This is a genomic window from Lewinellaceae bacterium, from assembly GCA_020636135.1.
Classification (GTDB): Bacteria; Bacteroidota; Bacteroidia; order Chitinophagales; family Saprospiraceae; genus JAGQXC01.
In genome coordinates this window covers 179437-193493 of the sequence record JACJYK010000002.1, presented here as the reverse complement: position 1 = coordinate 193493, position 14057 = coordinate 179437, and the positions used below count along the sequence as shown (strand labels likewise).

Below are 14057 nucleotides of genomic sequence, written 5' to 3'. Positions count from 1 at the left end.
TGCCAGCCAGGCCTATCTCTCATTCCGGTTGTCTGGTGCATTTGATAAATTGCACTTCCCGAAGGGTTCCGGACATTATGATGGATGACATTTTAAGGAATGCAAGCCATTGTCCGGAAATTGGTAACTTTAAAAGAAGCTTCAACCCGGTCCAAAACACTAAAAACTGGCATCTTGGAGGATATAACACCAACACGAACAACCATTCTTTGCTTCTTGCTTTTACTGATCTCCGGAATATCAATTCATGCTGAGATGGATGAGCACTCCGCCTTATGGGCCGGAGCAGCCAAAGTAAATCTTACCCCCGCCGCTGAAGAGCTACCCGAATCTTATCTGGGCATCAACGATCAGATTTATTCCCGGGCTATCGTCGTACGGAGTACCCGTGATACGATTGTGCTGGTAACGGTGGATGTCGGCGGATTCAACGATATGATGGCCGAACGGATTCTGGGACGGATTGAACACCTGACGGGTATACCTGCCTCCAATATTATGCTGACAGCATCCCATACCCACAGTGTTCCTTTCGATATCCGGGGAGAGGAATTTGAATTAAAAATTGTCCGCTCGGTCCAGTTGGCCATGGATAACATGCAGCCAGCCAGGATCGGTTACGGGGAAGGGGTTTCTTACATCAATGTAAATCGGAACATCATTGACCCGGAAACCAGACGGTGGTGGGAAGGACCAAATTACGATGGTCCATCCGATAAAACCGTGGCCGTTGTAACCTTTGAAACACTACAGGGAAAACCCATTGCCGTGTACTACAATTATGCCGTACATGGGGTCATTTCCGGTATGTTTGACATGGTCAGTGGCGACGTGCCCGGAGCAGCATCCAGGTATCTGGAAGACAATTTTGATGACACAGTCGTGGCGGTCTGGTCTACCGGGGCATGCGGTGATCAGAATCCCATCTACTATCAGCAGACTTATGATCTGCGGGAGATCCGGATCAAAGAATTTGCCAGTAGAGGTGTTGACATCAGCAATAAGATGCCTCCGGGAGGATTTGGCCTGGACAGAAACGATCCCAAAGTCATCAAGCTCATGGGCCAGCAAAAACAAATGCTCCTTTCTATGGGCCAGTTTCTGGGTGAGGAAGTTTTGCATATCATGCGTGGCATAACCAGGAAATCAACGGATTCACCGGTTTTTGTTGGCAGAAAAACGGTGACTTGTCCCGGGCGCAATCGGCTTGACGAGGGCAGAGCCGGGTATCCTGGCGTTTATGAAGATGCCGACTCCGTGGATTTAAAACTGGGGTTGATCACACTGGGAAATATCGCCATTACCTCCGTGAATGGAGAAGTATTTAACCCGATAGCGACCCGCCTTAAGAAGGAGTCGCCTTATGCAAACACCATGATGCTCACCCTGACCAATGGATATGCCAAATCCGGATACATTCCCAATGACGCCGCCTTCGGAACATATACTTTCGAAGTCGTGTCATCCAAATTAAAACCAGGGTGCGCAGAAGATGCCATCGTGAATGGTTTGCTGGATATGATGTACGAAAGTCTGCACCGTCCTGAATGACCCTCTGCATACCCACATCAACCAATGGATAATCCATGGCTGGAAAAATGGCGTTAACCGGTTTAAAATTCAACGTAACGTTTGCCCCAGGATTTCATTTCTTCCAACACTTGTTTCAAAGCATGTCCTTTTGAAGTAAGCGAATACTCCACGCGGGGTGGCACTTCTGCAAAAACTTTTCGGGAAATAATACCATTTGTTTCCAGTTGTTTGAGCTCTTTGACCAGCATCCGGGTGTTAATCCCCTCAATGCTCCGCTCCAGCTCTTTAAAGCGTTTGGTCTGGTTCATTAAGGTATAAATAACCGGTAATGACCATTTGCCACCGATCATTTCCATGGTCCTGGTTATCGGACATTGAGAAAGCTTTGTTTTTTTCATGGTTGCCAAAGTGCCTGTTTATAGCAATACACTACTTTTTGTAAGTACTATACAATTATGTAACTACTTGCAAAAGTAAAGTATTGGAACTACATTCGCAACCTATTTTAATCCGGCTATATGGTTTTCACTCCGATCAAATTCAAAAGAGGTAAAAGATCCGCTAACCGGTTAGCTGTGGCCCCCATGACCACCCAGCAAAGCCATTCGGACGGTAGTCTTAGCCGTGAGGAAGCAGACTGGCTTATCCGGCTTTCGGAGGACGGCTTCGGTATCGTCATCTCCTGTGCGGCCTCGATATCGGATACGTCCACTGCATTTTACAATCAGCTTAGTCTCGCCCACGACGAATACATACCCGGACTCACAATCCTTGCGAATACCATGAAACAACATGGTAGCCTGAACATCATCCAGTTGTGCCACGCCGGCTCACGGGCAAATGAAGCGCTGACCGGTGAAAAACCACATAGCGCCAGCAGCTACCTGCTGCCCATGATTCCGGACTTCGTGCCACCGGTTGCCTTATCCCAACAGCAAATAAATCAAATTGCTGCAGATTTTGCCATGGCCTGTGCCCGGGCTGAAAAAGCAGGATTTGATGGTGTTGAAATTCATGGCGCAAATGGATATCTGTTTACCCAGTTTATCAGCACCATGACCAATTTAAGAACCGACGAATATGGAGGAGATCTCGGGAACAGAGCACGATTTTCGAGGGAGGTCGCAAGGGCTTGCCGCAATGCTGTTTCCGCGGATTTTCTGATCGGTTTCCGGTTGAGTTTTGAAGGTGCCGGGATAGAAACCGGGTTGGATATCGATGAAAATATTCAAATTGCCAATTGGCTCGCTCAAGACGGTATTGACTACATCCATTCTTCGCAGTTGGACTATGCTGTCAGGACGAATAAATATCCGCAATTAACTACCATATCGTATTTACGGGATCAACTGTCTTCGGCACTTCCATTAATCGTGTCCGGAAGTATAAACAGCATGGAAGCTGCTCAAAAAGCAATGGAGCTGGGTGCGGATGTGGTCGCGATCGGTCGTGCTGCTATCGGTAATAAAAAGGTTCCTGCTTATTTTAAAAAACACCAGCCCCTACCTCATCAAACGCCATTCAGTATCCGTCAACTGCAGGATATTGGCATCAGTGAGGCATTTATTGATTATATAAAGAATGCACCCCCTTTGAGAAGCTTAAACATTGTGCATTAAAACACCTGAAAACCATGAACATTGACACATTAGCAGCAGCTTACGAATTACAAACGAGCTGGTTTCTGAATGCACTGGAAAATATATCCGAGGAAGAGAGCAATTTCCAATTTTCCGAAAATCTGAATCCGGTAAAATGGATTGCCGGTCATTTGACCGACGCCAGAATGACCATTGTGAGTCTAACAACAAAAACTCCCGTCAATTCAACGTATAAAAAACAGTTTGGAAAAGGAACTTCCAACACGATAGATCCGGACTATCCATCTCTGGAACAAATTAAAACCGATTGGTTGAATGTTTCAGGCGAACTTAAAATAAGCCTGCAGAATTTGCCGGAAGAGGTATTGCTATCCAGGCCTCCATTTCAAACTTCCATTCCGGATGAAACTTTGTCAGGGCTTATCCAATATTTCGCCACTCATGAAAGTTTCCACATTGGCCAACTATCCATTCTGAGGAAACTACTTAATAAAAAGACGATGGTTATGACTCGATCATAAACCAATTCATCATTGGTTCTCACTCTGGTCTGATTTGTTGTTGATATTTCTGCTAATTTTTCTGTCTGCTAAATCTCTATGAAGATTTTTGAGGCGCTTCGGAATTTTTGAATGTCTTCAATCCAATCCATGGACCAGGTGACACCCACAATTCATCGCTATCGTTTATACCTCATAAATTGTACATTCGCGGCGTAAATCAGCCGGTAAAAATTGCTGTCAATTCTGTTATTAAACCATATATGCATTTATTAACTTTACGTTTTCAGTTGTTAATGCATATAATATTTATATAATACATGAGTCCAAAAGATCCTGAAGCCCAGATCACCTCGCTAAAAGGCATGTACGAGGATTACTTCCTGGACTATGCATCCTATGTAATCCTGGAACGTGCGGTGCCGGCCATCGAAGATGGTCTGAAGCCTGTACAGCGCCGCATATTGCATAGCATGCGGGAAATGGATGACGGTCGCTTTCATAAGGTGGCCAATATCATCGGGCACACCATGCAGTACCACCCTCACGGGGATGCCGCCATCGGCGATGCACTGGTCAATCTGGGTCAGAAAGAACTACTGATCGAAACCCAGGGCAACTGGGGTGATATCCGCACCGGCGATTCGGCAGCTGCGCCACGGTACATCGAAGCGCGTCTCACCAAGTTTGCCCTTGAGGTACTTTTCAACCCGCAGACTACCGAATGGCAGCTTTCATACGACGGACGTCGCAAAGAGCCCATCAACCTGCCAGTGAAATTTCCACTGGTCCTGGCACAGGGTGTGGATGGTATCGCCGTCGGACTGTCCACCAAGATCCTGCCACACAATTTCATTGAGCTGATCAAAGCATCCATCGATGTCTTAAAAGGCAGGAAAGTAACCCTTTACCCCGATTTCCAGACCGGAGGGCAGATCGACGTCGAACTATATGGCGGCGGAAAGCGTGGCGGCAAAGTCCGCGTACGGTCTAAGATAGAGATCCAGGACAAGAAGAACCTCGTGGTCAAAGAACTGCCCTACGGGGTCACCACCACTCAGTTAATCGACAGCATTCTGAAAGCCAATGACAAAGGGAAGATCAAGATCAAAAAAGTCATTGACAACACCGCCAAAGATGTGGAAGTCCTCATCGAACTGGTGCCTGGCACCTCGCCGGACGTAACCATCGGCGCCCTGTATGCCTTCACCGATTGTGAGGTAAGCATATCACCGAATGCCTGTGTCATCATCGACAACAAACCTCATTTTCTCACCGTCGAGGAAATGCTGCACATCTCGACCGGAAACACCAAAGAGCTCCTGCGCAGGGAATTGGAGATTAAAAAAGGAGAACTCGAAGAGAAATGGCACCTTGCCAGTCTGGAAAAGATCTTCATCGAGAACCGTATCTACCGCGAAATAGAGGAATGCGAGTCTTTTGAAGAAGTCATCGAGACCATCGCTGAAGAACTGAAAAAATACATTGTCACCCCTGGCATGAAGGCAATGCCCAACGACAAGCGGCTTCGGCTGGTCCGGGATGTGACCCAGGAAGACATCATCCGGCTGACCGAGATCAAGATCAAACGCATCTCAAAATACAACACCTTCAAAGCCGATGAGATCATCCGTCAGATCGAGGAGGATCTTGAACAAACCCTGTTCCACCTCGCCCACCTCACCGAATACGCCATTGACTATTTCAAAAGCCTGCTGGAGAAATACGGCGCGGGAAGAGAAAGACGTACCGAGATCACTTCGTTCGATTCGATCCAGGCCACGCAGGTGATCGCGAACAATGCCAAACTGTATGTCAACCACAAAGAAGGATTCATCGGTTATGGTATGAAAAACGATGAATTTGTCACGGACTGCTCGGACATTGACGACATCATCGTCATCCGAAAAGATGGTAACTTCCAGGTGAGCCGCATTGCCGACAAAGTCTTCGTCGGTAAGGATATCCTCCATGTGGCCGTGTGGCAGAAAGGTGACGACCGCACCACGTATAATCTGGTGTACCTGGATGGCAAAACCGGTCGTTCTATGGTAAAGCGATTCCAGGTGACCGCGATCACGCGGGATAAACCCTACGACCTGACCAAGGGAACACCAGGCTCAAAAGTGCTCTACTTAACTGCCAACCCGAATGGCGAATCGGAGGTCATCAATGTTCAGCTTTCATCGGGTTGCAAGGCCAAAATCAAAAATTTTGAATTCGATTTTGCCACCCTGGACATCAAGGGAAGGACTTCACAGGGGAACATTATGACCAAATACCCGGTGCGGAAGATCACTCAGATGGAAGTGGGTAAATCCACCCTTGGAGCCCAGAAGTTATGGATGGATGAGGTCAGCGGCAACCTGAATAAAGATGAACGCGGCCTGTACCTGGGCGCATTTGATACCGGAGATCAGATCCTGGTGATCACACGTGACGGTTCGTATCAGCTTACCGATTTCGAACTGACCAACCGCTATGTACCCAAGGACATCGTACACATCGGCAAGTTTGATCACGAAGAAGTCATCAGTGCCATCTACTACGATGGGGATAAAGAAACCACCTTTGTCAAACGGTTCCAGATTGAAACCTCTTCAGCCAATCAGAAATTTGGGTTCATTTCCGACCACCGGTCATCACAGCTCTATTTTGCAACGACCGACCCGGAACCGACGGTGATCTGCACCTACAAGGAAAAAAATAAAAAGATGCAGGAAACCATCATCCTGCACGAGTTCATCGATGTCAAAGGCTGGAAAGCACAGGGGAATAAATTGTTGAGCGGCAAGCTGGTCGAAGTGAAACAGCTGGAAGCCGAGGAAGAAGATGGCGAAGAGGGTGAGCCCGGAGCTTCCCTAAAAGCCGGCGATACCATCGAGTTTGACGTGCCTCACCAGAAGTCGATCTTTGATTTGGATGACGATCAGGACAATTAGCGTTTTTATCATTTATGGTCAACGCTTAGAGCAATAAATCAAGAGGCTGCCGGGATGACCGACAGCCTCTTTTTATTTTTCAGGGATTCGTCAAAGGTTAAACGAACACCTTGGAATTCATTAACTCATTAACTCATTAACCTATTAACGCGCTAAAATTCCGTCCACACCGCTCCGGCCTGGCTGGATTCAACGACGCGGTTGATGAATAACATGCCCCGTACGCCATCCGATGCCGTCGGAAAGTCCTGGTAGACCGGATCTACCGTTTCTCCGGCGATTCTTGCCTGCAGGCAATAAGCAAAGTTGCGGTAAATATTGGCAAATGCCTCCAGGTAGCCTTCCGGGTGTCCGGCCGGGATCCTGGTATGGGCTTGTGCTGCCGCCGACAGGGTTCCCACACCGGTGCGCATCATCTCCACAGGACGATCCGGCCATTTCAACCACAACGTATTGGGTTCCTGCTGCGCCCATTCCATTCCACCCTTCTCTCCGTAAACACGAATGCGGAGGTTATTCTCTTCTCCCACCGAGATCTGGCTGGCAAAAAGGATGCCTTTGGCGCCATTATCGAAATGAATCAGCACATTACCGTCATCATCCAGCAGACGTCCGTCGACAAATGCGGTGAGGTCGGCGCAGAGTTTCTTGATCTTCAGTCCCGTAATAAATTCCGCCAGGTTTTCGGCGTGGGTGCCGATGTCACCCATACATCCTGCTACGCCACTGCGTTTAGGGTCGGTACGCCAGGATGCCTGTTTTGAGTCCGTATCCTCCACTTTGGTAGCCAGCCAGCCCTGCGGATATTCGACCACCACCTTGCGGATCTTACCCAATTTTCCTGCACGGATCATATCCCGGGCCTGTTTGACCATCGGATATCCGGTATAATTATGGGTCAATGCAAAAAGCAATCCGGTCTTCTTTACCAGCGATTCCAGCTCCAGAGCCTCCTCCATATTAAAAGCCAGTGGCTTATCACAGACAACGTGGAATCCATTTTCCAGTGCCATCTTGGCGGGACCAAAGTGCACGTGATTTGGCGTCACGATGGAAATGAAATCCATCCGTACATCGGCCGGAAGTTGCTTTTCTTTTTCGATCATTTCAGCATACGATGCATAGACCCGGTCGGCGGGAATCATCAGGTCTTCCCCGGAAGCTTTTGATTTCGCCGGGTCTCCGCTGAAAGCGCCGCAGACCAATTCAATTTGCCCATCCAGAGCAGCTGCCATACGGTGAACAGCACCTATGAAGGCTCCCCGGCCTCCACCTACCATCCCCATTCTTACTTTTCTTTTCATCCTGCTAATGGTTTTTTAACCCAGGTAATTGGGTTTATTATTCGGAAATACGTCTGATCATCAGATTTCTGAAGCGCATAGCGTGTTCATGATCCTGGAGTCCGATGTGTCCGGTCCCGGTTTTTGCGAATTGCGGAAATGGAGCAAATTTCGATCGGGCTACCCGCTTTTTCCAGTCCGCCGATGCCATATCGAAAGATACGGCAAGTCGTCCATTTAACCAATATTGGATATGGGATCCCAGCGCCAGGATCCGGATACTATTCCACGACCCGATACTACTTGCCAGTCCTGGTTCGGCCTCATAGAGATCGTAACAATCGCCGGAATGATGTTTCATCATCTGGTCCTCACCCAGCCACGAATTATAAACCACATCGTCGATCAGTTGCATCTCCGGAGACCATTGCCACATCAGACGGGAGGCGTCATCCGGTACGCGGATAAAAATTCCACTGTTGGCCGAATCCGATAACATGGCCTCCAATGAAAACTCAAAATTGCTGAACGTATCGCGGGAGATCAGGTCGCCCCTCATTCCCCCCATGAGCTCATCGGGAGCACGCAGAACCAACATGCCATGTTCTGCAACCCAGCCCGAAGGGATCGTATCCACACCAAAACCTTTCCAGCTGTTCAAGTCTTCTCCATTGAACAATGCAATCCACCCTGCTTCCTGCTCTTCCGGTGTCGGGGTCCAACCTGCATCTGCCATGGTGGGTACTTCATTTTCAGAACCAAGTTCTTCCCCTCCGGACTGCTCACTTGTTCCGCAAGCTGTCCATAAAGCAGCCATCAAAAACAAAAGGATGAGTGGATACAGGGCTTCTAATCGTGTGTGAAATGTCATCATGAGGGCACCAAAATAAAGTTTATTTAATTAAGAAATAGCCATGTATTTTTATATTTATTCGAATTTCCTCAAGCTTTTCCTTAGGTAATTAAACAAAACGAAAAACAATCTTCTTATGAGCGAATCAACTATTTCCGAAAAAACCAAGATGCGTCTATTCCTGGGATCTTGCCTGGCCCTGATCACGACTGCATTTTCGTTTAGTATCCGTGCCGGTATCCTTCCCCAGCTGGGTGAAGAGCTTAACCTGACGGCTGAACAACTTGGTTTCATCAACTCGATGTGGTTTTTTGGATTTCCCATTTCGATGGTCGTTGGAGGTCTGGTTTACCACTCTGTTGGTCCCAAGCGGATCATGCAGTTTGCCTTCTTTGCCCATGCCATTGGAATCATTATGACCATATATTCCGGAAGTTATTCCGGTCTGCTGATATCTACCTTTTTGATCGGATTGGGTAACGGATGTACGGAAGCAGCCTGCAATCCCATGATCGCAGACATGTACTCGGGCGTTAAAATGAGCAAAATGCTTAACCGCTTCCACATGTGGTTTCCGGGAGGTATCGTCATTGGAAGTTTGGTATCGCAATTCATGACCACTGCCGGCATGAGCTGGCAGTCTCAGATCTGGATCATCCTGATCCCTACTTTACTGTATGCGTATCTGTTCTGGGGTCAGACTTTCCCGAAGGCGGAGGCTGCATCTACCCCATTGATGGAGAACCTGAAAGCGATGATCACTCCGCTATTCCTCTTTATGTTTGTCTGTATGTCATTGACCGCCATTTCCGAATTCGGTCCTCAGCAGTGGAGTGGCCTGATCCTGGCCAAGAGCGGTGCACAACCGATGCTGATCCTGGCTCTTGTTACCGGGCTGATGGCTGTATTCCGTTTCTTTGGCGGTGAAGCCGTACACCGGCTGGATGTCACCGGAGTCCTCCTGGGCTCTGCCGTACTGGCTACCATCGGCGTGTATCTGTTAAGCACCCAGACCGGAAGCATGGCCTATTTGGCAGCCATCATCTATGCGATGGGTATTGCCTATTTCTGGCCGAATATGATCGGATTCGTTGCCGCCAAGATCCCGCAGAGTGGAGCCCTGGGCATGTCCATCATCGGTGCAGTAGGAATGTTTTCTACCTCCATCTGGCAGCCGATCATCGGAAGCTGGATCGATTCCGAGCGGGTGATCGCAGCAAATACCGGACTAACCGGAGATGAACTCGAACTGGTAGCCGGACAAGCCACCCTGGGCAAAATGGTATTCTTCCCGGGCGTCCTGATTGTCCTGTTTATCATCCTGTACATGTGGATGCGCAGACGGGAACCAGCAGGAGCTGCCGGATAACCAGCGGATTCCCGTATGGAAACTATAATCCTTCAAAGTCCAGCAAATTCTTTTTCCAGGAATGGCTGGACTTTTTTAGGTTAACTACCTTCGGATCAAACTTACGAAGATGAAAAAGCTATTGACGTGGGCATTTCTGGCGCTTTGTGTTATCCTGACAGCACAGGAACCCGTCTTTCTGATCACTGCAGAACAGGTATTTGATGGCCATGAGATGCATCAGGGATGGGCAGTTACTGTGCAGGGTAATCGCATCCTGGCGGTAGGTCCGGTTGGAGAACTGCAGCGTCCGGGTCAAACGGTGATCGATGGAGGCCAGGCCACTGTCATGCCGGGGATGATCGAAGGACACAGCCACCTGTTATTACATCCTTACAATGAAACTTCATGGAATGATCAGGTACTGCGTGAATCCATGGCAGAGCGGATAGCACGGGCTACTGTGCATGCCCGGAAGACCGTGGAAGCAGGATTCACCACCGTCCGCGACTTAGGCACTGAAGGGGCAGGATATGCGGACATTGGGCTGAAACAAGCCATCGAAAAAAAGGTGATCACAGGGCCACGCATGGTATGCGCCGGCCCGGCCATGGTAGCCACCGGCAGTTATGGCCCGAAAGGATTCCAGGACCAGGTTGATGTTCCCCAGGGAGCTGTGGAGGTCGATGGTGAAAACCTCATCCGCGAAGTACGCACTGAAATCGGTCATGGCGTCGATGTCATCAAGGTTTATGCCGACTACCGGTGGGGAAGAAATGGCGAAGCAATGCCTACCTTCAGTGAGGAAGAACTGCGGACGATTGTTGAAACTGCCCACAGCGCCGGACGGTATGTCGTAGCGCATGCTTCCACCAAAGAAGGTATGTTGCGGGCTATCCGTGCCGGTGTACGGACCATAGAACATGGCGATGACGCAGACCGTGAAGTACTCCAGGCCATGCTCGACCACCAGGTGGCACTTTGCCCTACGCTGGCTGCTCCGGAAGCCATCCTCGAATACCGGGGTTGGAAAAAAGGTACCGATCCCACCCCAGAACGCATTGACCGCAAGCGGGCCGGATTTCAGCTCGCACTGAACATGGGAGTCCCCATTGTTGCCGGTGGTGATGTGGGCGTATTCAGTCACGGTGACAATGCCCGTGAGCTGGACCTGATGGTAGAGTATGGTATGGCTCCGATGGATGTGTTACGGTCGGTTACCGAAGGCAACGCCTACTGGCTGGATATGCCGGAACTCGGTGCGTTAAGACCTGAGTATCTCGCCGATATCGTCCTGGTGCAGGGAAATCCGGCCCAGGATATTCACCAATTACACCAAATCAAAGGTGTGATGCTGGATGGACAGTGGATCCTCAAACCGTAGGCGCCGGAGCGGGCATTGTCACCTGGTCAACAATGCCGCGGTCCCGGAAAATCCGTACCAGTATGGGTATATTGATGGCCAGCAACACCACAAACAAATAGGTGTAAGGAAGCTGTAAAAAATGGTAGAATAAGGCCAGGTAGATCTTGAAACTCCCCCAGACAAAATACGTGGGGTGGATCATTTTGCGAACCATGCGCCAATAGAAGACCATTGACAGGGCTACCCATCCCAGTAATAGTGCTACCTGGGTTTGTTGCAGACGCTTCAGACGTGCTTCTTCCGGCAAATCCGATAATTCGAAAAAACGATTGGCCATGCCGACACCTTTGTACAGGGTGTACGGTTTATTCATATCGTCCTGCCAGGGCTGACCGTGCCATTCCGCCAGGGCGGCTCGCTGGTGATGGGCCAGACCCCGGGTGAACCCGCCCGGATCCCGCAGCCAGAAAGGCAAAACATACATCACCAATACGGCACCTGCTACGATGGCTATCCCCTTGAGGACATGTCTGCGATTGCGTAAATTCCACAGATACAAGGCAAACATGGGCAACCAGAACACCAATGCATACCTCGACAAAAGACAAGCCGAGAGGGCCAGAGCCTGAAACCATACCGACCGGGAACGCCACGATGCCAGGAATAGCAGATAAAATCCGGCAATCATCCATTCGACGGTGACCCCATAGACGATATCGTCGTATATGGCGACCATGCGCAACCAAAGAAATAAGTAGGCGCACCCCACAAAAATGCCAATCCAGCCAGGTTGCCAGTATTTGATGCTCACCACCACCGCAATAAGGAATAATCCAAATGCATACATCCGGAAATCAAGGCTTAAAGCATAAGGTATCGAAAAGGGCAACCAGGTCATTGGCAGGTACGTTGGCGAAAGATCATAACCCCATTCGTTGATTACCAGATAGGGATTGATACCATGCCAGAACCGGTCAACCAAAACATATACCTGCGGTATGATATCGGATTGGGAAGGATCTGTATAATCGACCGGAAACTTATGCCACGCCCCCTGGATAACCGGTAATGCGAGCAATACGACCACAAATACCCAGGCCGCGATACTTACCCAACCAGGGCGATACTTCCGGGGAGTACGGGCAGCAGGTGCCGGCATAAAGGAAAGAACCAGCAAGACAACACCCACCATTAATGAGGCCAGGAAAAAGACCAGTGAGGAAGTATCCTGCCCCCACTGGTTTCTACTGGTGGTCAGCAGATATACTTCTCCAAAAACTCCCACGAGCAGGAGTAGGGCCATCGTATACCATAACAATTGTCTTCCGGATTGCTCCATCAAGGCGAATGTATGCAATCAAGATAAGATATATCGCTGATTTCGATTTGTGAATTTAGTCTGCATGAAGGAAAATGGGTCGTATAGATTCAACCTTTATCCCGGAGATAACCCTGGACTGTCCCGCCATAAAAACACCATGTTATCTACGTTTTACCGGTGCATTCAGCAGGTATTTGCAGTATCACGGAATATAAACATGCCTTTATGGAATATTCTCTGAGATTACTCCGGAACAATTGATCATTGCGAAACACCCTGATAATCAGGAGTGAATCTGCATAAGTGGCTCGCTGAAAGCATAGGTAAGCAAATCATACGTCGTCAGGATACCGCACAATGCTCTGTCATCATCAATGATCGGAATCGCCCGGAATAAGTTTTCTCGAAATATACCCACTGCCAGGGAAATGGGGTCTTCGAAGTGCAGGGTCATGACCTGCTTGGTCATCACTTCCTTCACCAATAATGAGGCTAGAAATTTCTTATTCAGGACCTCTTCGTATTCGCGGCGAAAGAGCGTAAAGTGATCGCACAGCAAATTGTAATCGTCTTTACTCACAATCCCTACGACCTGATTCTTTTGATCGATAACCGGCAAATGATGGATGTGATTGGCACGAAAAATCTCACCTACTTTGTCCATCACGTCATCGGGGTGTACCGCGATGACCTTGCTTGTCATGATTTCGGATATTTTCACGTTGGCGACCATAGTTCAAACTGGTTTTAAATTTTGGACATTAGGTTTCTGAATACTCTTCGTTACTGAACGTCGTCGACTCGGCAAAGGCAAAAGCCAGCAAGTCATGATTGGTGATCAATCCTACCAGTGTCCCGTCATCCACAACCGGTAATGCGTGTAGTTTATTGGACAATATGATGTCAGCCGCCAGGCCGATGGTATCTTCCGGCTCAATGACCAGCGGGTTCAGGGTCATGAACTCTCCGATCTGCATCGAAGAAAGCAACTTTTCATTGTACGACTTGCCCGATGTTTTACTGGTTAGCTTATCGAGCAATTTATGCATATCTGTTTGGCTGACAATGCCAACCAGCTTATTTCCCTGATCCACGACCGGTATATGATGAATGTTATGGGAAAGGAATACATCTTCGACTTTCGAATACCTGTCATCCATATGGACGGTAATCAGATTCGTGGTCATGATTGCAGCTACAGGAGTTTGTGGATTCATAACGCAAATTTTGTATTCCTAAGTTATTCAAGTCCTTCCCAAGGCTAAATGATGACGATCAATAAATCGGCAAACCTGGGTCATAACGCAACC

The 14057-nt window shown here is 48.7% G+C and carries 12 protein-coding genes; 6 read left to right on the top strand and 6 right to left on the bottom strand.

Annotation, left to right across the window (positions count from 1 at the left end; translation table 11 throughout):
- The first annotated feature begins 255 nt into the window (after positions 1-255).
- A complete protein-coding gene (locus tag H6570_15890) occupies positions 256-1551 on the top strand; it encodes a neutral/alkaline non-lysosomal ceramidase N-terminal domain-containing protein (protein MCB9320766.1) in 1296 nt (431 codons plus the stop codon).
- A 62-nt stretch (positions 1552-1613) separates the two neighbouring features.
- Here the strand turns inward: H6570_15890 and H6570_15885 are convergent, their stop codons facing one another.
- Positions 1614-1931 (bottom strand): helix-turn-helix transcriptional regulator, encoded by a 318-nt coding sequence (locus tag H6570_15885; GenBank protein ID MCB9320765.1) that lies wholly within the window; start codon positions 1929-1931, stop codon positions 1614-1616.
- A gap of 120 nt (positions 1932-2051) precedes the next feature.
- On the opposite strand from H6570_15885, the gene H6570_15880 reads away from it, so the two are divergent.
- The 3 genes from H6570_15880 (at position 2052) to H6570_15870 (ending at position 6576) form a co-directional block, all read left to right on the top strand.
- Positions 2052-3152, top strand: a complete 1101-nt coding sequence (locus tag H6570_15880) for a tRNA-dihydrouridine synthase (GenBank protein ID MCB9320764.1) — start codon at positions 2052-2054, stop codon at positions 3150-3152.
- A gap of 14 nt (positions 3153-3166) precedes the next feature.
- Entirely contained in the window at positions 3167-3655 is a 489-nt protein-coding gene (locus H6570_15875; GenBank protein MCB9320763.1) for a DinB family protein, read from the top strand.
- A 299-nt stretch (positions 3656-3954) separates the two neighbouring features.
- Positions 3955-6576 carry a DNA gyrase/topoisomerase IV subunit A gene (locus H6570_15870; GenBank protein ID MCB9320762.1) on the top strand — a complete coding sequence of 874 codons (2622 nt, stop codon included), beginning with the start codon at positions 3955-3957 and terminating at the stop codon, positions 6574-6576.
- 152 nt (positions 6577-6728) lie between these two features.
- On the opposite strand, the gene H6570_15865 is transcribed toward H6570_15870, so the two are convergent.
- Together H6570_15865 and H6570_15860 are read right to left on the bottom strand one after the other, a co-directional pair.
- A complete protein-coding gene (locus H6570_15865) occupies positions 6729-7862 on the bottom strand; it encodes a Gfo/Idh/MocA family oxidoreductase (protein ID MCB9320761.1) in 1134 nt (377 codons plus the stop codon).
- 55 nt (positions 7863-7917) lie between these two features.
- Positions 7918-8733 carry a DUF1080 domain-containing protein gene (locus H6570_15860; protein MCB9320760.1) on the bottom strand — a complete coding sequence of 272 codons (816 nt, stop codon included), beginning with the start codon at positions 8731-8733 and terminating at the stop codon, positions 7918-7920.
- A 115-nt stretch (positions 8734-8848) separates the two neighbouring features.
- Between H6570_15860 and H6570_15855 the strand changes: the two genes are divergently transcribed.
- Positions 8849-10081 (top strand): MFS transporter, encoded by a 1233-nt coding sequence (locus tag H6570_15855; GenBank protein ID MCB9320759.1) that lies wholly within the window; start codon positions 8849-8851, stop codon positions 10079-10081.
- A gap of 109 nt (positions 10082-10190) precedes the next feature.
- The gene (locus H6570_15850; protein MCB9320758.1) at positions 10191-11444 is read left to right on the top strand and encodes an amidohydrolase family protein; all 1254 of its coding nucleotides are present in this window, start codon (positions 10191-10193) and stop codon (positions 11442-11444) included.
- Here the strand turns inward: H6570_15850 and H6570_15845 are convergent.
- The 3 genes from H6570_15845 to H6570_15835 all read right to left on the bottom strand — a co-directional run bounded on the left by H6570_15845 (position 11434) and on the right by H6570_15835 (position 13964).
- Positions 11434-12765 carry a hypothetical protein gene (locus tag H6570_15845; protein ID MCB9320757.1) on the bottom strand — a complete coding sequence of 444 codons (1332 nt, stop codon included), beginning with the start codon at positions 12763-12765 and terminating at the stop codon, positions 11434-11436. The genes H6570_15850 and H6570_15845 overlap by 11 nt on opposite strands.
- Before the next feature lie 265 nt (positions 12766-13030).
- Positions 13031-13450 carry a CBS domain-containing protein gene (locus tag H6570_15840; GenBank protein MCB9320756.1) on the bottom strand — a complete coding sequence of 140 codons (420 nt, stop codon included), beginning with the start codon at positions 13448-13450 and terminating at the stop codon, positions 13031-13033.
- 58 nt (positions 13451-13508) lie between these two features.
- Positions 13509-13964 (bottom strand): CBS domain-containing protein, encoded by a 456-nt coding sequence (locus tag H6570_15835; protein ID MCB9320755.1) that lies wholly within the window; start codon positions 13962-13964, stop codon positions 13509-13511.
- Positions 13965-14057 lie beyond the last annotated feature (93 nt).

What these genes read in the sequence shown, in the direction of transcription:
- H6570_15880 (MCB9320764.1), top strand. Translation starts at nt 2,052, where the DNA reads ATGGTTTTCACTCCGATCAAATTCAAAAGAGGTAAAAGATCCGCTAAC.
- H6570_15860 (MCB9320760.1), bottom strand. Translation starts at nt 8,733, where the DNA reads ATGATGACATTTCACACACGATTAGAAGCCCTGTATCCACTCATCCTT.
- H6570_15875 (MCB9320763.1), top strand. Translation starts at nt 3,167, where the DNA reads ATGAACATTGACACATTAGCAGCAGCTTACGAATTACAAACGAGCTGG.
- H6570_15855 (MCB9320759.1), top strand. Translation starts at nt 8,849, where the DNA reads ATGAGCGAATCAACTATTTCCGAAAAAACCAAGATGCGTCTATTCCTG.
- H6570_15885 (MCB9320765.1), bottom strand. Translation starts at nt 1,931, where the DNA reads ATGAAAAAAACAAAGCTTTCTCAATGTCCGATAACCAGGACCATGGAA.
- H6570_15845 (MCB9320757.1), bottom strand. Translation starts at nt 12,765, where the DNA reads ATGGAGCAATCCGGAAGACAATTGTTATGGTATACGATGGCCCTACTC.
- H6570_15865 (MCB9320761.1), bottom strand. Translation starts at nt 7,862, where the DNA reads ATGGGGATGGTAGGTGGAGGCCGGGGAGCCTTCATAGGTGCTGTTCAC.
- H6570_15835 (MCB9320755.1), bottom strand. Translation starts at nt 13,964, where the DNA reads ATGAATCCACAAACTCCTGTAGCTGCAATCATGACCACGAATCTGATT.
- H6570_15890 (MCB9320766.1), top strand. Translation starts at nt 256, where the DNA reads ATGGATGAGCACTCCGCCTTATGGGCCGGAGCAGCCAAAGTAAATCTT.
- H6570_15870 (MCB9320762.1), top strand. Translation starts at nt 3,955, where the DNA reads ATGAGTCCAAAAGATCCTGAAGCCCAGATCACCTCGCTAAAAGGCATG.
- H6570_15840 (MCB9320756.1), bottom strand. Translation starts at nt 13,450, where the DNA reads ATGACAAGCAAGGTCATCGCGGTACACCCCGATGACGTGATGGACAAA.
- H6570_15850 (MCB9320758.1), top strand. Translation starts at nt 10,191, where the DNA reads ATGAAAAAGCTATTGACGTGGGCATTTCTGGCGCTTTGTGTTATCCTG.